Origin of the sequence: Streptomyces sp. CLV115 (genome assembly GCF_038448545.1) — a bacterium.
GTDB lineage: Bacteria > Actinomycetota > Actinomycetes > Streptomycetales > Streptomycetaceae > Streptomyces > Streptomyces sanglieri.
Genome location: NZ_JBCEWQ010000003.1, coordinates 51103 through 70875, shown reverse-complemented (window position 1 = coordinate 70875; position 19773 = coordinate 51103). Strand labels below are relative to the sequence as shown.

At 67.8% G+C, this 19773-nt stretch carries 17 protein-coding genes; 5 read left to right on the top strand and 12 right to left on the bottom strand.

What is annotated here, in order from left to right; genetic code table 11:
- Positions 1-200: 200 nt before the first annotated feature.
- From AADR41_RS01860 to AADR41_RS01835, 6 genes are all read right to left on the bottom strand, one after another.
- Positions 201-2117: an ABC transporter ATP-binding protein gene (locus AADR41_RS01860; protein WP_342279595.1), complete on the bottom strand. Its 1917-nt coding sequence runs from the start codon at positions 2115-2117 to the stop codon at positions 201-203.
- Positions 2114-2977, bottom strand: a complete 864-nt coding sequence (locus AADR41_RS01855; RefSeq protein WP_342279594.1) for an ABC transporter permease — start codon at positions 2975-2977, stop codon at positions 2114-2116. The genes AADR41_RS01860 and AADR41_RS01855 overlap by 4 nt, the downstream gene beginning before the upstream one ends.
- Positions 2978-2981: 4 nt before the next feature.
- On the bottom strand, positions 2982-3938 hold the full coding sequence (locus AADR41_RS01850) for an ABC transporter permease (protein ID WP_342279593.1): 957 nt from the start codon (positions 3936-3938) through the stop codon (positions 2982-2984).
- 38 nt (positions 3939-3976) lie between these two features.
- The gene (locus AADR41_RS01845; protein ID WP_342279592.1) at positions 3977-5533 is read right to left on the bottom strand and encodes an ABC transporter substrate-binding protein; all 1557 of its coding nucleotides are present in this window, start codon (positions 5531-5533) and stop codon (positions 3977-3979) included.
- 466 nt (positions 5534-5999) lie between these two features.
- On the bottom strand, positions 6000-7610 hold the full coding sequence (locus AADR41_RS01840) for a gamma-glutamyltransferase (RefSeq protein ID WP_342279591.1): 1611 nt from the start codon (positions 7608-7610) through the stop codon (positions 6000-6002).
- Positions 7611-8150: 540 nt separating this feature from the next.
- Positions 8151-9017: a transposase domain-containing protein gene (locus AADR41_RS01835; protein ID WP_342279590.1), complete on the bottom strand. Its 867-nt coding sequence runs from the start codon at positions 9015-9017 to the stop codon at positions 8151-8153.
- A 189-nt stretch (positions 9018-9206) separates the two neighbouring features.
- Between AADR41_RS01835 and AADR41_RS01830 the strand changes: the two genes are divergently transcribed.
- Positions 9207-11558 (top strand): ATP-binding SpoIIE family protein phosphatase, encoded by a 2352-nt coding sequence (locus tag AADR41_RS01830; protein ID WP_342279589.1) that lies wholly within the window; start codon positions 9207-9209, stop codon positions 11556-11558.
- 153 nt (positions 11559-11711) lie between these two features.
- Here AADR41_RS01830 and AADR41_RS01825 read toward each other — a convergent pair whose 3' ends face one another.
- From AADR41_RS01825 to AADR41_RS01815, 3 genes are all read right to left on the bottom strand, one after another.
- Positions 11712-12155, bottom strand: coding sequence for a sulfurtransferase TusA family protein (locus AADR41_RS01825; RefSeq protein ID WP_342279588.1), 444 nt, complete (start codon positions 12153-12155; stop codon positions 11712-11714).
- Positions 12152-13417, bottom strand: coding sequence for an MFS transporter (locus AADR41_RS01820; RefSeq protein WP_342279587.1), 1266 nt, complete (start codon positions 13415-13417; stop codon positions 12152-12154). The genes AADR41_RS01825 and AADR41_RS01820 overlap by 4 nt, the downstream gene beginning before the upstream one ends.
- A gap of 163 nt (positions 13418-13580) precedes the next feature.
- A complete protein-coding gene (locus tag AADR41_RS01815) occupies positions 13581-14258 on the bottom strand; it encodes an ArsR/SmtB family transcription factor (RefSeq protein WP_342279586.1) in 678 nt (225 codons plus the stop codon).
- A gap of 87 nt (positions 14259-14345) precedes the next feature.
- On the opposite strand from AADR41_RS01815, the gene AADR41_RS01810 reads away from it, so the two are divergent.
- The 3 genes from AADR41_RS01810 to AADR41_RS01800 all read left to right on the top strand — a co-directional run bounded on the left by AADR41_RS01810 (position 14346) and on the right by AADR41_RS01800 (position 15502).
- A complete protein-coding gene (locus AADR41_RS01810) occupies positions 14346-14762 on the top strand; it encodes a hypothetical protein (protein WP_342279585.1) in 417 nt (138 codons plus the stop codon).
- Between the two features lie 2 nt (positions 14763-14764).
- Positions 14765-14986 carry a hypothetical protein gene (locus tag AADR41_RS01805; RefSeq protein WP_342279584.1) on the top strand — a complete coding sequence of 74 codons (222 nt, stop codon included), beginning with the start codon at positions 14765-14767 and terminating at the stop codon, positions 14984-14986.
- Between the two features lie 168 nt (positions 14987-15154).
- Positions 15155-15502, top strand: coding sequence for a rhodanese-like domain-containing protein (locus tag AADR41_RS01800; protein ID WP_342279583.1), 348 nt, complete (start codon positions 15155-15157; stop codon positions 15500-15502).
- On the opposite strand, the gene AADR41_RS01795 is transcribed toward AADR41_RS01800, so the two are convergent.
- The 3 genes from AADR41_RS01795 to AADR41_RS01785 all read right to left on the bottom strand — a co-directional run bounded on the left by AADR41_RS01795 (position 15396) and on the right by AADR41_RS01785 (position 18765).
- Positions 15396-16532 (bottom strand): MFS transporter, encoded by a 1137-nt coding sequence (locus AADR41_RS01795; RefSeq protein WP_342279582.1) that lies wholly within the window; start codon positions 16530-16532, stop codon positions 15396-15398. The genes AADR41_RS01800 and AADR41_RS01795 overlap by 107 nt on opposite strands.
- A gap of 399 nt (positions 16533-16931) precedes the next feature.
- Positions 16932-17654 carry a GNAT family N-acetyltransferase gene (locus AADR41_RS01790; protein WP_342279581.1) on the bottom strand — a complete coding sequence of 241 codons (723 nt, stop codon included), beginning with the start codon at positions 17652-17654 and terminating at the stop codon, positions 16932-16934.
- 49 nt (positions 17655-17703) lie between these two features.
- On the bottom strand, positions 17704-18765 hold the full coding sequence (locus AADR41_RS01785; RefSeq protein WP_342279580.1) for an N-acetyltransferase: 1062 nt from the start codon (positions 18763-18765) through the stop codon (positions 17704-17706).
- A gap of 833 nt (positions 18766-19598) precedes the next feature.
- Between AADR41_RS01785 and AADR41_RS01780 the strand changes: the two genes are divergently transcribed.
- Positions 19599-19760 carry a hypothetical protein gene (locus AADR41_RS01780; RefSeq protein WP_342279579.1) on the top strand — a complete coding sequence of 54 codons (162 nt, stop codon included), beginning with the start codon at positions 19599-19601 and terminating at the stop codon, positions 19758-19760.
- Positions 19761-19773: the final 13 nt, after the last annotated feature.

The window sequence follows — 19773 nt, the reverse complement described above, 5'->3', positions numbered from 1 at the left end:
GTCGGTGATCCGCCCGCTGGGGACATCGATCAGATGGACGGAAGCGCGGGGCGGTTCGTCGAGGGCGTCGCGTACGGTGCCGGTGAAGGCGATGTGACGTCCGTCGGGGGAGGGCGCCAGGTCCGTGACGTCGGTGATCCTGCCGAGTCCTGGACCAAGGCTGTGCTTGAGGTAACGGTCGACGGTCTCTGCGTGAACGCTCATGTGTCGCCTGCTTTCCGCGGATGTCCGCTGTGCCGGCCCGCTTCTGGACGTGCCCCGGGCAGGGCGCTGACGAGGCGCTGTGTGTACGGGTGTTGGGGGGCGTCGAGGACGGCGGTCGTGCCACCCCTTTCGACGATCTCGCCATGGTGGAGGACGACGACGCGGTCGGTCATCTGTCGCACGACGGACAAGTCGTGGGTGATGAACAGCATGCTCATGCCGGTGGTTCGCCGGATGTCTCGCAGCAGTTCCAGGATGTGGGCCTGGGCGGATACGTCGAGGGCTGCGACGGGTTCGTCGCAGATGAGCAGAGTGGGCCGGACAGCCAGGGCACGGGCGATGGCGACCCGTTGGCGTTCACCGCCGGACAGTGCCGCCGGCTTGCGTCCGGCGTAGGAGGCGGGCAGGCCCACGCGGGCCAGGAGTTCGGCCGCGGTCGCCGATCCCTCGCGGCGGACACCGGTGCGATTGGCTGCTTCGCGCAGTGTGGAGCCGATGGTGAGGGAGGCGTTGAGCGAGGCGTAGGGGTCCTGGAAGACGACTTGGACAAAGCGTCGCACCTGTTGCCGCTGGGCACGGCTCAGGCGCCGGTAGTCCGACGCGTCAATGCCGTCCAGCTCCAGGCGGCCGGTGTCGGGGGTCGCGAGGCCGAGGATGGAGCGGGCGATGGTGGTCTTGCCGGAGCCTGTCTCTCCGACGAGTCCGACCGACTCCCCCTCTCGGATGGTGAGACTGACTCCGTCGAGTGCGGTGGCGGTGACGGCGCGGCCTACCAGCCGGGTGGTGCGGTAGGTCTTTCGTACGTCGGTGAGAGTGGCGATCACCCGTCCCTCGGAAGGCGTTGGCGGGGTTGCGGCCAGGTGCCCGGCCTCTTGCACGTCTGCGGCGAGTTCGCCGCGTATATCCGAAAGGCGCGTGCAGGCCGACGTACGGTCGTCGGTGAGGACGGCCAAGGGTGGACGGGCCGTTGTGCACGGCTCGGCAACCCAGTGGCAGCGGTCCGCGAAGCCGCACCGATGGGCGACGTCGTCGGCCCGCGGAACGTTTCCGGGGATGGATACCAGCTGGTCGACGTAGTGTGTGACGGGCGGTTCGGCCAGCATCAGTCCGTGACTGTAGGGGTGCGCCGGATTGTTCCTGAGCTTCTGTGCGGGGGCGCTTTCGACGACGGAGCCCGCATACATGACGTGGATGCGGTCGCAGACCTCGAAGGCGACGCGCAAGTCGTGGGTGATCAGGACGAGGGCCATGCCGCGGCGCTGCTGGATGTCCTTGAGAAGTCCGAGCACTTCGTCCTGGGTGGTGACATCGAGCGCGGTGGTGGGTTCGTCGGCGATGAGGAGTTCCGGGTCGCCGGCGAGTGCGGAGGCCAGGGCGACGCGCTGGCGCATGCCCCCGGACAGCTGGAAGGGGTAGCGGTCGGCGATGCCGGGCTGCAGATCGACCTCCGCCAGGCGGCGCACGACTTCTGCGTGCGTCTGTGAGCGGTCACGCCGCACATCGCGCAGGGACTCCGCGATGTGCGCACCGGCCGTCTGTAGAGGATTGAGCATGGTGAAGGGGTCCTGCAGGAGAAGGCTGATGCGGGAGCCCCTGATCGGGCGCAGATCCTTCTCGCCGGCTCCCAGTAGCTGCGCTCCGCCGTAGGTGACGGATCCGCGTGCGTGCAGGCCGGGTGGCAGCAGGCCCGTGATGGCCCGCGCGGTCAAGGATTTGCCGCTGCCGGATTCGCCGACGATGCCCAGCGTCTGGCCCCGATGGAGGCGAAGGTCCACATCGCGTACGAGCACAGCCTGGCGCTCACCATTGCCGAGGGTGACGGTGAGCTGGTCGACGCACAGCAAGGGGTTGTCGGGCTGCGAGGAGACCGGCGCCTGCGCGGAGTTCAGCGCGGTGAGACGGGGGGTGTTCACGTGCGGTCTCCTCGCCGGTCGAGTTGTTCCTGGAGCCAGTCGCCCAGAAGGGAGGCACTGGCGGCGGTAAGGCACAGCAGGACTGCGGGAGCCATGGACAGCCACGGATTCTCCGCGATGAGGGCTTGTCCGTCCGCCAGCATGCGTCCCCAGTCGGGGCTGCCGCCGGGAACGCCCAGCCCGAGGTAGCTCATTGCGGTGAAGCCGATCAGCGCCCCGACGAAATCGAGGAGGAAGGTGGCGAACACGGTGGGCAGGGTGTTGGGAAGGATGTGCCGCAGCAGTATTCGCCACGGCGACAGTCCGAGGGTCCGGGCAGCATCTACATAAGGCAGGCGCACGTGGACCATGGTGGCGCTGCGGCAGAGCCTGATCTGCCCCGGCACGGACAACACCAGCAGCACGGCAGCGGTGACCCAGTACCCGCCACCGAGTACCCCGACGGCGACGATTGCGATGAGCAGGGCGGGCAAGGCGTAGACCAGGTCGGCGAAGCGGCCCACGAGGCTGTCGGTGATGCCGCCGAAGTAGGCGCCGGCCATGCCCAGGCCGGCGCCTACGGCCAGACAGCCGAGGGCGACGACGAGTGGTCCGAGCAGTGCTGAGCGGGTGCCGCCGATGAGTTGGGAAAGCACGTCGCGTCCGAGCTGGTCGGTGCCGAGCAGGTGGCCGGGGCCGGGAGCACTGACGCTGAGCGCGGGGTTTTGCGCCCCCGGGTCGTGAGGTGCCAGTGCCTGCCCGGTGACGGTGACCAGGAACACGAACAGCAACAGGATGCCGCAGACGAGGGGGACGGCACGGATACGGTGCCGCCCCTTCGCCGCGGTGACTGCAGGGCTGGGGGTGGCGGTCGAGGTCATCGGGTCACCCTCTTGCGGCGGTGCGGGTTCGGGGGTCGAGGACCAGGGCGATCACGTCGACCAACAGGTTGACCAGGACGACGAGAAGAGCCACGAAGAATGCAAGGCCTTGCACGACCGGGACGTCCTTGGCGTTGACGGACTGCACCATCAGCCGGCCGATGCCCGGCAGGGAGAACACGGACTCGACCAGTGCTGCTCCGGAGATCGCGGCGATCAGCAGCAGGCCCGAGGCCGTCACCATGGGAAGAGCTGTATTGCGCAACGCGTATCGGGTCATGATCCGAGCCCATCCCAGGCCGCGGGCCCGCGCGAAGGTGATGTAGTCCTGCTCCATGACATTCAGTACGGCGGCCCGTGTCTGACGCATGATGAGCGCCGCCAGACCCGCGGAGAGCGCGACGGCAGGCAGGGCGAGGTGGGAGACGCGGTCGGCGAATCCGTTGCCGCCGGCCCCGTACACGGGAAACCAGGCGAGCTGTACGCCGAAGACGTAGATCAGCAGAATGCCGACCGCGAAGCCGGGTGTGCTCATTCCGATCACGGTGAGGGCGGAGCTGATCCGGTCCAGTTTTCCGCCTTGGCGGATCCCTGCCGCCATGCCGGTGGTGATGCCGAACACAACGACGATGAAAAGGACGAACAGGGCCAGCTGGAGGGTCAGCGGCACGTGCGCGGCTATCACGTCCGTGACGAATTCACCGGACTGGATGGACCGTCCAAGGTCGCCCTGGAGCGCGGAGGCCAGCCAGTGCCAGTACTGCACGATGAACGGGTCGCGGAGGTGGTACTTGTCCTGGATCGCAGCAACGGCCTCGGGCGTCGGCTGCTGATCTCCCAGGAGGGTGTCCACGAGAGATCCGGGACTCAGGGCGAGGAGACTGAAGACGAGGAGGCTGACGGCGAAAACGATGGTGACCACGCCGGCCAGACGCTTGACGATGAACGAGACGACAGGCACCGGTGGTCACCTCCGTTCGCGGGGCAGGGGCATGCCGTTCATGCTCGGCCCGCCTTCAAGGCAGAAACCCAGGTGCCGTTGATGTACAGGTCGAAGAAGGTGATCTTCATGTCGAACGTGAAACCACCGCCCAGGACCGCGATGTTGTCCGGGTTGTAGAGCGGCACGTAGGGCACGTCGTCGGCGATGCTCGCCACCAGTGTCCGAGCAGCCTTCCAACGGACCGGATCGTCCGTGGAGGTCGTCAGCTGTTCGTAGGCCTTCTCGGTCTCGGGTGTGGTCCAGTTGGCGAGGTTGAAACGGCGCGGTGCGATGTTCTCCTTGCCGGTGACCTTGCTCAGGATCGACATGGGGTCGGGGATGGGTGCGGTCAGGAGCATCGTCTGCGGACCCTCCTGGTGCCCGTAGGCGGCAGCTGTCCACTGGTTCTGCGTGAGCGCCTTCGGCTTGATGGTCACGCCGAGCGGCTTCATGTTCTGTTCGAGGTTGAGAACCACGAGCTGCGAGGACGGAAGCCCGGTTACATAGGGAACCGTAAGCGTGAAGCCCTTCGGGTACTTCGAACGTGCCAGCTCCGCCTTGGCCCTGGCCGGATCGAAGCCGTACTGCGGCAGGCCGTCGAGGAACTTCTGCGCCGCGTCCGGCGTGGGAGCCACAGGGCTCAGAACACCGGCGGGAACCATGCCCTGCAGGAGATCCGCGTACGTGCCGTAGCCCGCGGACATCACGCCGGAGCGGTCGATGGAGTAGGCGATGGCCTTGCGGACGTGAATGTCGTCCATCGGCGCCACCGTGGTGTCCAGGGACAGGAAGGAACTGCTCAACGAAGGCATCGGATACAGCGTGGAGCCCCTGATGCCTTTCCACTGGCCGGCCGTCTTGAGGTTGCCGATGAGAGCGCCCTGGATGTCACCGGAGCGCATCGCGAGCTGTGCGGTGTTGTCCTCGGCGATGAACGTGAAGTTGATCTCGTCCACCGGTGGCTTGGCGCCCCAGTAGCCGGGGTTGTGAGTCAGCTTGACTGCCTGGGGGCTGTACGCGGCAACCTTGAAGGGGCCGGTGCCGACGGGGACGGCCTTCGGCGTTCCCAGATCCTTGGCATGGGCCTGCGCGAACTCTGCTTCCTGGATGAAGCTGATCACGGCGAGGTTTTTGCGTGCCGTCGCGTCCGGATAGCTGAGCTCGATCGTCACCTCAAGAGGGGCGGTGGACCGGGCGCTTTTGAACGAGCGGGCGTTGCCGGCCGTCTGTGCGCCGTTCTTGACATCGGTCACATGCTCCAAGCTCCACACAACATCGTCCGCGGTCAGGATGCTGCCGTCGGAGAACTTCACGTTCTTGCGGATGGTGTAGACGAGGGTGGTGGCATCGGGCTGGGTGACTCTGGTGGCCAGGCCCGGCGAGAGTTCACCTTCAGTGGAGATGTACTCAAGCTTTTCCGTTGCCAGAGCCATGATCTGCATGACATTTCCGTCGTAGTGCTTGGGAATGTCCAAAGAAAGAGGTGCGGCGGCCTGCGCGAAGGTGAAAGTTCCCGCGCCGGCACCGCCATTGCTGGCAATGGTTCCGCTCGTGCAGCCGGCGACCAGAAACATGCCAATGGCCCCGATGCCGACTGCCCGAAAGGGTCTTCTACCTGTTCGCCCATGGTGTATTAAGCTCAGCCGCATTGCTCGCTCCTCATAGGAAGACGGGTCGACCGGACCAGCGGGTCAGGGCACGAGTATGAGACGGCAGAATCGATCTCAACCATCGATGGTTGTCGAGGAACCCATCAGTTCGACGCTACATTCGTCGAACCCCCGGCGAACCGAGTGGTACCTCCGCTCGACTGAGCAGAATTGCAGAGGGCCGCCCTGAAGATCGAATCGGCCGTGCTGTTCCGCGATTCCTCGGCCGGAACGGAAAGAAGGAGGCCGCCAACACTCCGACCGGGACCGCAACATCCCGGCCGAAGAGGGTATGTCGTTTCGTCTGTGCACGCAGTTGGCAACTGGGCTGTCGTGGGCAGCGAGAGGCTTCTCGACTCGCGTCGGCCCTTTCCGGTGTGCGCCGTTCAGGTCACAAAGCCCCCACCATGCCCTCCCTGCGCGGTCCGGCATAGCCCTTGAGAGTGCCGCCTTCTCGCCAACTCATCTGGTAGGAGCCCATGTGGAAGTCGTATTCCGGCAGAGGGTTGACCAGAACGCCGAGCTGCGCCAGCCCGTCGACGAATTCGCTGCCGACCCGGCTCTCGATGGACAGTTCGTAGTCGTCTGTCAGGGGCAGCATGCGAGGCCGGTCTTCAGCCTCATTCGGGTCCATGCCGTACTCCACGATGTTGGCAAGGACCTGGGGGACAGTGCAGTGAACATTGCCGGGGCTGCCGAGCGAGACCGCGGGCCTGCCGTCCTTGAGGAGGATCGTGTTGCTGAGCATCGAGCGCATCCCGCCGCCACCGGTGAGCCAGCCCGAGATCGGCGACGTCAGAGCGTTGATCATGTGGCTGCCGACCATGGGGACACCATCGACGACTTCGCCGGCGATGCCGCCACTTTGGAGTGTGTTCATCATCTGTACCCAGTTGCCCTCCGAGTCGACCAGGCTCAGCTCGCAGCTTCCGGCCGGCTGTTTGGAAGCCGACCCTGCGGCATCGAGGGCATTGCGACCCCTCGTCAGTTCGACATGAGCGGTCAGGTCGACCTTCGGCAGGCTGCGCTTGAGCTTGGCGGCGAGGAAGGCGAGGTAGTCGTCGTCCATCAGAACATCGGACGGATCCTCGAAGGTCGCCGGGTCGTTGATGAAGCCGGTCTCCAGATGGGCCAGACGCAGAGCGTGTCCCATGTAATAGGCCGCCTCGGGTGATTCGGTGAAGTGGCCGAGCGAAGAGATGTCGAGGTGGCGCAGGATGCCGAGGACCATCGCGCAGAACACCGCCTGACGGTCCGGCGCGGACAGTTGGGCTATCTCGTAGTCGCCGTGCTTCCACCGCTTGGGCTCACGCCACTGTGCAGGCAGGAGGGACATGTGGTCCAGGGTGATCGGCCAGTCCAGTTCGTTGGCCCGCTCGACGAAGTGCTGTGCCCACCCGCCGGTGATGAAGTAGTCCGGCCCCTCGGCTGCCAGGCTGCTGAGAGTCTGAGCGAGCGCGGGCTGGGACCAACGTTCGCCGGCCTGCGGCAGGTGGCCGTTGGGGGTGAAGTGGGCCCGACCGGACTTGGTGTACAGGAAGAAGTCGACAGTCTGGGCGTGCACCAGCGTCTCGAACGACGACACGACGTGTCCGTCCCGAGCGGCAGCGATCGAGGGTGCGACCAGGTAGTCCCACGGCTTGGTGCCGAACTTCTCGTACATGGCCTTGATTCCCGGCATGAATCCCGGGATGACCGACATGGGCCCCCGGGTTCCGGCCGGCGCGTACAGACCCTTGCCGCCCGGCACCCGGTGGTGCGCAGGCAGACCGGGCACGATGCGGCCCATGGAATTCAGCTCGTGGATCCGCCCCGTGGCGGCTTCGTAGAACAGGCCGGTGATCGTGCCGGTGTGATTCGTCATGTCCTGTTGGACGACGGCCTGTACGAGACATCCGGCGATGGCTGCGTCGGCGGCGTGGCCACCGTCCCGCAGCACGTTGACCATCGTCTCGGTGACGATCGGATGCTGGCTGGCACACACAGCCTGTGACGCGTTCACGGGGTGCTTCGGGCCTACACGGCCTCCGCCCGATTCGGCTGCTCCCTGAGCCCCCGTGTACTGGATCGTGCTGGTTGTCATCGCGGTTCCTGTCGATCGGGATGTGGCGGTCTCGCGGACGCTACTCGCGGCGGCAGGACTTACCAGCCGTCAGATGTCGAGTGATTACGGCGTCCGACTCGACATCTGTCGACCACCCGGGTCGCAGTTCCCTGTACGGCCCCTGCCTTGCGTGCCGCCACCGCAATGCCGACGGCAATGTGTAGCGGGCATTCGTCTAACAGACCGCGACAGTTGATGACAGCGGGATACTTCGTCCGAGGCCACGATGTGCGCAGTGGGCCGACTCCGCAGCTGACACCCTGGACGCCGCCGTGGAGTCGACGCTCGCGGGCCAAGGCCCGTGGGCGGCACAAGGAGTGCCGGTGTGGCTTGCAGGGGCAACCGTGGTGGACGGATCAGGCCGCGGCCCAGGGGGCAGCTCGACGAGCAAGGCCCACACAGGATGCGAAACGATTCGGCTGTCGGTTCGGGCGCGGCTCAGCCGCCGTCTGAGCTGCCGGGGCGGCATCCTTGCGTCAGATCGGTGGGCTCCAAGGACTCGGCACCTGCCGACATCGTGCAGACCTTCACCACCACGGCGAGTACGACGCTGTTGTCGCCGCTGCGATCAAGAAGGTGACGGCCGCTCTTGAGCCGGACCAGGACCTCGGCTCCGGTGGCTGCAATGTCAGCCAGGAGCCGTTGGGCGCCGAAGCAGCGGTCGGCCAGCAGGATCATCCTGGGTCGCAGACTGGGCAGCAGGCGCGGGGCGCAGGTGGTCTCGCCCGCGGTGATGGGGCCGAATACCGCGTCGATGAGGGTGCGGGTGCCGCAGGCGACCAGGGCGAGCAGGCGGACCTGCGGGTATCCGGTCCCGCCGTGGTTGCCGGCCTGCTTGGTGAACCTGGTCGTGACAGCGGGCGTGTCGGGGACCGTCAGGGCGGTGCCGTCGAGCGCGGCCACCGGCAGACCGTGCCGGCAAATCCCCGTTCCCGGTCGCGGCCGGGCCCGCAGCAGGTCGAACAGCCACCGCAGCGGTTCGCCGCCGATGCGGCGGCGGGCCTGGGCCAGCGCCCCGGTGAGCTTGCGCCACACGCCGAGGTATCCCGTCTCCGGGAACAGGCACGCGGCCAGGACCAGATACACCACGACCAAGGAGGGCAGATCCCGCAGCTGGCACTGCACGGCCCTGGTCGCGCTCAGGGCCGCATCGACCGTCTCGAAGGGCACCAGCTGGGTGAGTTCGCCCAGATGACCGGGCGCAAACCGGCCGCCGGCGACCGTGACGGTACGCGTGATGGCACGCTGTTCGGACAGCAGAGCCTCCGGTCTTGTGAACGGCTTGTCTTGGTCGACTGCGCTCATGTCCGACGAAACCGCACCTCAAGGCCTTCTGGACAACCCCACCCGAGCCATAACTTCACGGCCTTGGGTCCAGACGCCGTTCAGGCCGAGCAGCGCGGGCGCAGGCGCCCGGCTTGAAACCTGGCGCCCTCAGGGGGATCGTGAACATGGTCAGCAAGTTCCGCGAAACCGGCCCATTAGGACGCGGTGATGACGTCCGACAAGCCGCCCAACCGACTCCCTCCAGCGTCGGCAGGGTGCTTCCTCGACACGGCCGCGGTCATCGCGGTCACGGACCACGATGGCCTGGTGACCCACTGGAGCGGTGGCTCGCAGGCGCTGTGGGGATACGCCCCCGAGGAGGCCATCGGGAGGCCATTGGCCGATCTGTTCACCGCCGGCCCCGCAGTGCTCAGGCACCGCGACGGCAGGCTGTTGGATGCCCGGGTGCACCTCTACCGGCTGCCGTCCGGGTGCCTGGTGACTGTGGAGCCCAAGACGGATGCCGCGGACGAGTGCTCACTGAAGCGGTGGATGTTCGAGCAGCAGCCCCTCGCCCTGGCGATCTATGACCTCGACGCCCGCATATTGTTCGGAAACGAGGTGATGCAGCAGGTGACCGGCTTTCCCGAGGTCGCGGTCCGCGGCCTGTTCCTGACCGACATCCTGAAGGGCCCTGAACAGGAGGAGGTCGAGCAGCGAATTCGCCGGGTTCTCCAGACCGGGAAGCCCGAGTCCACCGAAATTTTCGTGAGGCTCCCGGGCGAGCCGAAGGCACACGCCTGGGCTGTTGACATCTTCCCGCTCACGGACGAGGCCGGCCAGATGCACGGGGTGGGTCTGTTGGGTAACGACTACTCCCTGCAGTACGAATCCCGGGAGCGGCTGGCCCTCCTGAGTGAGGCCCGTACTCGCATCGGCGCCAGCCTGGACGTGGTGGGCACCGCACGCGAGCTCACCGAGTTCGCCGTACCCCGCTTCGCCGACATCGTCAGCGTCGATCTGCCGGATCCCGTCTTCCAGGGAGATGTGCCCACACCTGTCCTGTCCGGACCCGTCCTACTACGCCGCGCGGCATACGGGGTGGCGCCCGGGATGTGCGGGGAGCATCCGTTCCCGGGCGAGATCAGCGTCCATGTCGCTTCTTCTCCCATCGCCCGGTGTCTGGCCACCGGTCGGGCGGAACGGCGCCACGTCGACGACCCCGAGATCGTCCGCTGGTTCGCCGACGACCCTGCCCAGGCGGCGCAAGCCCGTGCGTACGAGGTCCGCTCGCTGATCACCGTGCCCATCCACGCCCGCGGCACCACCCTCGGGGCGGTCATGTTCGTCAGATCCGCGACGTCTCGCGAACCATTCGGCCTTGACGATCTGGCGGTCACCGAGGACCTGGTCGCGCGGGTCGCCGTCTGCCTGGACAACGCCCGCCGGTTCACCCGCGAACGCGGCATCTCGCTGGCGCTGCAACGCAACCTGCTGCCACGGGGCCCGACCCTGCATCCTGCCGTGGAGACGGCTGCCCGCTACCTTCCCGCGGGCGTCGGGGTGCAGGCCGGCGGCGACTGGTTCGACGTGATCCCGCTGCCCGGCGCCCGCGTCGGACTGGCTGTCGGCGACGTCGTTGGCCACGGCATCAACGCCTCAGCCACCATGGGCCGTCTGCGTACGGCGGTACGCACCCTCGCCGACATCGACCTTCCCCCCGACGAGCTGCTCACCCACCTCGACGACATCGTCACGCACGCCGAGGGCGAGCGCGACACAGCCGACACGGGTGAGATTCCCGGCGACATCGGAGCAAGTTGTCTGTACGCCGTCTACGACCCGCTCCACGGCACCTGCTCCCTGGCCCGGGCCGGCCATCCCTCCCCGATTCTGGTCCACCCGGACGGCACCAGCACGGTCATCGACCTGCCCGCCGGCCCGCCCTTGGGCCTGGGCAGTCTGCCCTTCGAGGCGGCCGAGGTCACCGTGCCCGAAGGAAGCCTCCTCGCGCTGTTCACCGACGGGCTCCTGTCGGCCGGCGGTCGCGACGTCGACGAGGGGCTTAACGCCCTACGCCATGCGCTGGCCAGGCCCGCATCCTCGCTCGAAGCCCTATGCGACACTGTCCTGGACACACGGGGTCCCGAACCACGTGCCGACGACATCGCCTTGCTCCTGGTCCGCACCCGCCGCTTCGGCGAGGACCGCGTCGCCTCCTGGGATGTTCCCGCCGATCCTGCGGTCGTCGCCGAGATTCGCCGCCACGCCTGCGCCCGGTTGGCCGCATGGGGCCTGGAGGAAACCACGTTCGTCACGGAGCTGGTCATCAGCGAGCTGGTGACGAACGCCATTCGGTACGCCAGCGGCCCGATCCGCCTCAGGCTGATCAAGGACGAAGGACTGACCTGCGAAGTATCCGACGGCAGCAGTACAAGTCCGCACCTGCGCCGCGCCCGTGTCTTCGACGAGGGGGGCCGCGGCCTGTTCCTGGTCGCTGAACTCACCCAGCGATGGGGTACGCGCTACACCCGCACCGGCAAGACCATCTGGGCCGAGCAACTCGTCTCCAGGCGGTGAGTGAATCCGCGACGGCGAACGGTCAGCAGACATACGGCGTCACGGGGAGCAGTGCCGTGGCACGGGGAGGTCTCACTACGCAAAGCCGAGCGCCCAGGACCGAATGCAGGTAGTCCTGCCCCGACCGGGGGCAGGGCCGGCCGGCTGTGGTGGTCAGTGCGGCATGCCGTCGAGAGCGGTGGACAGGCCGGCGAGGTCGCGGTTCGACGGCGACGAGCACCACACTGGCTTCAAGATCCAGTGTCTACGGTGTCCAAGATCCGGGGTCAACGCCCGTCGGCGGTCAACCCTCGCGGTCGTCCACCTGCCAGGGAGCGCCGGCTCGGGTGGGATGGGACGGGCACCGGCGGCGATCCGCACGACATACACGGGCCGTTCGTTCCCGGGGACGGGGCCGAGGTAGTGGTGGCCGGTCATGTGGCACCAGGCGGGCAGGTCGAGTGGTGCGGCTGGGTCGGTGGCGATGACGTGGACGACGGTATCCGGCTGGGCGCCGTCGATCTCCTTGCACAGGCGCAGCAGGAGGGTGACGCAGAGCAGGCCGGTGCCGTCGACGGTGATGTCGGGTGCGGGGGTTTCGTGGTTCGTGGGGTTCATCGGCGGTAGGCGGTGGCAGCGACGGCGGGCAGGAGGGCGAGGGCGAGGGCGCCGCAGGTGAGGGCGAGGGCGGGGTAGCTGGTGGCGGCGACCATGATGCCGGAAGCCATTCCGCCGGTGGCTCCGGCGATGGCGATGGAGACGTCGACCAGGCCCTGCGTCTTGGCGCGGGTGGCCAGCGGGACGGTGTCGGTGATGATCGCGGTGCCGGTCACGAGGCCGAAGTTCCAGCCCAGGCCCAGCAGGGCGAGGGCGAGCGCGAGGAGGGCGACGGAGTCGCCGGGGGCTGCGGCGGCGAGGAGGCTGGCTGCCAGGAGGGTGATGCCGGAGGCGGCGGCGATCTTCATGTGGCCGTAGCGGTCGACGAGCCAGCCGGTGAGCGGTGAGGGCAGGTACATGGCGCCGACGTGGATGCCGATGACTAGTCCGGAGGCGGCGGTGGAGTGGCCGTGGTCGTGCATGTGGACCGGCGTCATCGTCATGATCGCGACCATGACGAGTTGGGTGAGGATCATGACCAGCGCGCCCAGGACCACACCTCCGCGGCCCTCGCTGGTGTCGGCGTCATCGGCGGTGGCCGGGCTGGCTGCGGTGTCGGCTTCCTTGGCCTGGGCGACGGTTCGGGCCAGGAGCAGCGGGTCGGGGCGCAGCCAGAGGGCGAGGACGAGCGCGGCCAGCGCGTAGGCGGCGCCAGAGATGATGAAGAGTCCGGCGAGGTGGGGGATGCCGAAGTGTTCGGCGAGGGTACCGGCGGGGGCGGCGAGGTTGGGTCCGGCGACGCCGCCGAGGGTGGTGGCGACCAGGACGGTGGAGACGGCCCGGGCGCGGTGGCCAGCCGGGGCGAGGTCGGCTCCGGCGTAGCGGGCCTGGAGGTTGGTGGCGGTGCCGGCGCCGTAGACGAACAGGGCGATGAACAGCAGGACGGGGTTGTCCAGGACAGCGGCGGTGATGACGCCGGCGGAGCCGATGGCGCCGGTGAGGTAGCCGGTGGCGAGGCCGGGGCGGCGGCCGTGAGCCTGGGAGATGCGGCCGACGGTGATGGCTGCGAGGGCAGAGCCGGCGGTGAACAGGGCGCTCGGTAGCCCGGCGAGGCTGGTCGAGCCGAGCATGTCCTGCGCGAGCAGGGCGCCGACGGTGACACCCGCGGCGAGTCCTGCGCCGCTGAGGACCTGAGAGGCGACCAGGACGCGCAGGATCCGGGGCTGGGCCTGGGCGGGGTCGGGTATGAGGGCTGTCGTGCTGATGGGCGCGGTGCTGGTCATGTCTCTTTTCCGGAGTTGCGGTGAGCGGTGCGGGACCGGCAGGGAGAGCCTGGCCGGTCTTGGCAGGAGAGAGGGCGGTCGTTGCGCCGGCCCGGCGCCGGATGGGCAGCGCTGCGGGCCGGCGCACGGGGTGGGGTCGGCGTGCGTCGAGTGCTTGGGGCACTCACTCCAGGTCCGAGGTGTCGACGAGCAGCTCCGACAGGCGCCACTCCAGCATGCCGTCGTTGAGGCGGATCGCATGGCGGCCGCGGTCGGTCAGCAGCCGGACGGCGTCGTAGGCCAGGACGCAGTATTCGCCACGGCAGTAGACGACGATCTCCAGGTCCTCGGGCAGCTCGTTGATTCGGTCGGCGAGCTGGTCGACCGGGATGGAGAGGGCGTCGGGAATGTGGCCGGCCTGGTACTCCTCCACCGGCCGCACGTCGAGCACGACGACGTCCCCGGAGGCGATGCGGGCCCGCAGTTCCTCACGGCTGAGCTCGGCGGCGGTGTCCTCGCCGAGGTAGGCATCGCGTGCGGCGGGCACGGCGGCCTGGTGGGCTTCGGCGACCTTGCGCAGCAGCGCGAACAGTTGGGCGACGTCGTCACCGGCGAGCCGGTAGTGGATGCGTACGCCTTCACGGCGGGTCGTGACGAACCCAGCCTGCTTGAGCGTCTGCAGATGCGCGGAGGCGGTGGTCAGGTTCAGCCCGGCGGCCTTCGCCAGCGCGTCGACGGTGCGCTCGCCCTGAGCCAGCAGATCCAGCAGTTCCAGGCGCTTTCCGCTGGCCAGCGCCTTGCCGCTGGCTGCGAACGCGTCGTACAGCCGGGCCTTCGTAGTGCTCTTCGTGTTCTCCGACATGGCATCCTCCATAAATCCATGGATTATTGTAGTTGAGTCTGGCGGGTGTGACCACACGCCCCCGTTTCCGAGATCTTGGAGGACGCCGTGGGCTTCGCGGACGATCACCTCATACCGGTGGACGACGAGGGGCTGGGCAACAGCGTGTATCTCCTCGACCTCGGCGACGGCCGCGCCCCGGCCATGGACGCCAGCCGCGACCTGCGCGCTCGGCGGGCGGCAGCCGAGGGGCGCGGGCTGCGCATCGCGTTCGCCGCGGACATGCATCTGCACGCTGACTTCCTCTCTGGTGCCGTCCAGCTCGGCCACGACGCCGGGGCGACTGTGCTCGCCTCCGCGGCCGGCCGCCGGGCCTTCGCGCACCAGGCGCTCGCGGACGACGACGAGGTGGGCCTCGGCGGACTCACGCTGCGGGCCCTGGCCACCCCCGGCCATACCGACGAGCACCTGTCCTTGCTGCTGGACGGCTCCCGCCAGCTGAGGTGTTCACCGGCGGGTCGCTGATCGTGAACTCCGCCGCCCGCACCGGCCTCCTCGGCCCAGAGCGCACCGAGGAACTCGCCCGCGCCCAGTACCGATCACTGCAGCGGCTGACCGCACTGCCGGACGAGACGGCCATGTGGCCCACGCACGGCGCCGGTTCGTTCTGCTCCGCGCCGCCCGGCACCGAGCGCACCACCACCATCGGCGCGCAGAAGCAGGCCAACCCGCTGCTACGCCGCCCCTGACGAGGACACCTTCGCGGCCCAGCTCATCGCGAGCCTGGGCACCTGCCCCGCGCGCTTCGACCGCCTCGGCGCGATCAACGGGCGCGGCCCTGCGGTGCTGCCCGCACAGCCGGAGCTTCCCTCCCTCTCCGCGCAGCAGGTCCGGCCCTGACAGCCGATGGCGGCCACGTGGTGGACGTCCGCCCGGCCGCCGACTACGCCGCCGGGCACATTCCCGGCTCCGCGTCGATCTCGCTGCGCGACCAGTTCGCCACCTGGCTCGGCCGGCTTCTGCCCGACACCGCGCCCCTGGCCTTCGCCACCGGAAACGGCCAGGACCTGAACGAGATCGTCTGGCAGGCGTACAAGATCGGCTATGAGCGGCTCGCCGGCCGCCTCCGTTGTGGGCGGCCGGCCGCAGGGTTACTGGTCAGCTGTGCTCGCAACGATCGGGAGCATGGACTGCGGGCGGTCCGATCTTGCGCAGTCGTGCGAATGGCACAGCTGTGGCAAGCGCGAGAGCGATCGCTCCCATGAGCAGGAGGGCGAACCAGGCGTTGGAGTTGTCGATGACGATTCCCGCTGCCGCGGACGCCAGTGACGCGCCGAGGTTTACGGAGGTGTTGATCCATGTCGACGCTTCCGTCCGGCTGGATTCCGGAACGATGGTGTCGGCGATGAGATATCCGGTGATGAGAGAGGGAGCGAGAAAAAGGCCGACGAGCGCGAGGCCCGCAGCGAAGAGGCCAAGCGTGTCCAGCTGGGACACGAGCACCGCGGCAAGTCCCATGCCGATGCACAGGGCGAACAGCCTCTTGGAGATGTCTGCCTTCAGGTTCAGCTGCCCGTAGAGGAATCCTCCGAGAGCGCTTCCGCCGGCAAAGGCCGCCAGGATCCACCCCGAAGCTGCGACGGCATCACGTTGCTCAGCCACTGCCGGCGCTGCGATCTCCGCGACGCCGAGCACACCGCCGACACCCAGGAGGACGATCAACACCCTTGCGAATCCTGGCTGGCGAAGCGGGCGATCACCTCGCGCGGTTCCCTCTCCTGTTCCGCGAAGAGCCCCAGACAAGGCGCTGGACGTCATCGCAGCAGTGCCGAGCGAAACCGCGGCAGCGGTCACCCAGAGTCCGGTACTGGGAGAAGTGGCCACGATGACTGCGGTGATGACGACGGGCCCACCGACGAAGAGGAGCTCTTCGCACACCGCGTCGATACTGAATGCTTTCGTTCGCTGGTCACCGGCTGTCGTGAGTGACGCCCAGAGCATTCGCATCGCGGCCCCCAGCGGTGGCGTCGTCAGGCCGACCACCGCGCTGAGAACAAGGAACCAGATATCCGCAACTCCCTCGGCTTCCGCGATGAGCGCGAGAGCGACGAACCCGGATGCTTGGCCTGACGCCATAGCGGTGAGTGCGATTCGTTGACCCAGTCGATCGACCGCCCGGGCGCGCCAAGGGGCGGCGATGACATTGGCGATTCCGAACGTCGCTGTTGCGAATCCGGCTTGCGTGTAAGAACCCGTACTGTCCTGGACGGTGAGGAGGAGAGCGAGACCGCCCATCGCGAGAGCGGACCGAGCGACCAGGGCGGGGAGGAAGGCGCGAAGCGCGCCAGGAAGAAGAAGCACTGCGAGCATGAAGAAGCTCCGATGATGCGCGACCGGGGTCCTGCGCGCGGCCGCTGAAGTCTGACGGTGATCGAATTCCGGATGGCATGAAAAACCACACCCTCAACGGATCGGAACCTGGGCGGGAGAGACCCAGGACCGTCAGATGAACATCACAATCAGCACCCAGAGATCCTAGCAGATCGAGATGCGGAGGCCGGCCGACAGGGTCGCCCCGGCGGTGCCCGCCCTGGCAGCGGCCGTGCTGGTGCAGGCCAGCAGGTTCGGCGCGGCCACCAGGGCGTCGGAGGGCTTCGGCGGGTTCGTCAGGCGGCGGGAACGGGCGGGCGGTGCCTACACGGCCGAGTCCGGCGAGATGATGTCCCAGGTTCCGAATCGGGTCAGGCCGGCCGATCCGGCCGCCGCCACCGAGGCGTGGTTGTCGAGCTGGCAGCGGTACTGCGGCTCGTGCTCCCGTGCGAGGGCGTGCCGGGAGATCGCGCGTACGAGGCGTCGGGCGTGGCCCTTGCCCCGGTACGGCGGGAGCGTCAGCACGCCGAGGTCGGCCAGCGGCGCATCGTCCCACGGGTACATGCTCGCCGCGCACACCAGCTGCCCGTCCTCGAAGGCTCCGTAGACCGCCCAGTGGTCCAGCTCGACGGATGAGTCGTCGAGATCCTGCTCGGACGCAGCTGCCTCGAACTGCGCGAAAGCCCGCGCGTCGGCCTCGGTGAGCGGGCGGATCGAAGGGGCATCCGGCTCGCCGAGCAAGGCTTTCCGGGCCTCATCGGTGAAGTAGAAGAGGTTGTCGGCGCCGTGCAGAGCGATGCCGGACTTCTCGAGCCGCTGCCGGAAGCCCGCCTCGTCGACCGGCTGCCCGAACTGCAGACCCAGCACCTCGGCGACCGCAGGGGTGAGCAGAACGCGCGTGTTCCCGTCGGTCGTAGTGAGGACGGTGAGCCGTTCGTCCTCGTCGAGGGCGGCATCGACGGTGACACTGAAGGTGCCGTCGTCGTGGAGGAGACGGCTGGTCACGGAGGGGGTCAGCCAGAAATTGGTGATGGGGGAAGGGAACACGGCGGGCGCTTTCTGTTCGTGGTGGTTGGGCGGCCGGGACCGGGAGAGGTCAGAAGCGTTTGACGAGACTGACCGCACGGTCGGTGACCGTGAAGCCGAGGCTCTGGTACAGCCCGAGAGCACCGGTGGGGCTCTCGGCATCGACATCGAGCACGGCATGGCCGAGACCGACGGCCCGCAGCGCCCGCAACACCTGGGCCAGCATCGTGCGGGCCAGCCCCTGCCCCCGCACCTCCCGCCGCACACCGACGGCCGTGATGTAACCGAACGGGCCACCTCGCAGCGGCCACTCGTCCTGCGCCACGTCGACGAAGACGAACCCCACGACGCGCTCACCCCCGTCCGGGTCGGAGGTGACGGCGAGTACGGACAGATCCGGGCGGAATGCCTCCAGCCGGTCGCCCGAGGCCCACTCGGCGGCAGTGACCGGCTGGGAACCCCAGTGATCACGGAAAGCCTCGTTCATCGCGGACCTGGCCCGCTCGCTCCACTCCTCCCCGTACGGCACAAGCCGCACTCCGGGAGTGGACACGGGCTCGGCGACAGGCGCGGCAAGATCACGCTCCAGCTCCAGCCACCACCGGGCACGCTCGTACCCCTGCTCCTCCAGAAGCCGGATCGCAGCAGTGGCATGGTCCTGCGCACTCGATGCGAGCCATCCCGGCAGCACGGCGTCGCAGGCGGCGAGATGCTGAAGCCCACGAGCTTCCTGCCATGCCAGTAGCGCCCTGCCGATGCCTTCACGCCGGCGGTCCGGGACCACTGTTCCGTCGAGCTCGACCCAGACGATCGTCTCCTGGCTCGCCGGGGCCACGGCCGAGCCGTAGGCGACGGCCCGCCCGGCGGCGTCGAGGGCGATCACCGCGTCACGCTCGGGATCGAAGACCTCACTCCCGAACTCCTCCTCCAGCTCGTCCCGCATCACCAGCGAACGCGGATGATCGATTTTTCCGGCAGCTCGCTGCAGATCGAGGATCAGGCCGATGTCGGCGGCGGTGACGGGCCGCCAGGTGAGTCCGTCCCCTGCAGTGGGCAGCGCGATCGACGACGGAGCGGTCACCCGTTCGCGCAGTGGGCGGAGTTCGCTGCTGTGATGTGTCGTCCCACTCATGGGGATCCTTTCTCGGACTGACCGCACCCACTTCGGGGTTCTCTGCGGCGGCGAGCCGACAGGGAAGCGGGTGTGTGTGGCTTGCGTCTCGTGAGAAGTGCCTCGGCCGCACTCGGCCCGTGCAGATCTTGCTCGTTACTGATCCGACCGTATCGACTGCAAACGGCGGAGAGAATTGAATTAGGTCGGCTTGGTCGCACGCGACAGAAGCAAGGAGACAGTGGTGGCGCCGCGCCCAGCAGACGGAAGGCCAGGAAGCGGCGGGCCCCGACTCGCCGACGTGAGGTCGGGGGAAGGCGCCTCGCCCCTGCCGACCGGGCGACGGTCCACGGGCCTGTCCGTTCTGCCGCAGCCGTATGCGGCCCTTTGAATGGTGAGGAATGGACAATGAACCTGGCCGGTCGCTCCTGTTGAGGTGGTTCCGCCGTTGTGCAGACATCCGCGACGGCGCCGGGAATCACCACCATCGTCACCCCATATGCATAGTCCTCTGGTCTGTGCCCTCGCGCATACTCAAGCCCGGTACGTGCTTTTGCGCACGCGAAACACAGCGGTACACGGTGTGTCACATCGTGGTGGACTTTACGGAGGGCAAGACTGCCCTCCCATGATGGGTAGCGCCGGTCGGCGATATCAATCAACAGATGTCGAGTGTTTTGTACGACGTGAGCGACAGTTGTATGCCACGCAGTGGTTGGGGTTTCCGCTGCCGGAAAGGCCTCCGGACACCTCGCTGCGTGAGCGTTCGCCAGAGTTGCTGCCGCGCGTATAGGTTTGCTCGGGGAGTGACGAGGTCACCTGCCCGGTGCCTGTCGAACGCAGGCTGATTTGCAGTGGACTTACGCGGCCTGCAACTGGTACATCTGCTGGCCAAGTCGATCCGCAGGGCTGCCGCGACCAATTGGTGCAGCGTCACCGTCGCCAAGACGTTCCCGGGCACCGACCAGCTCTGGCCGCGCGACCGTGCCCGTGAGCACTGCGCTGCTGTGTTGTGAATCATCACCATCG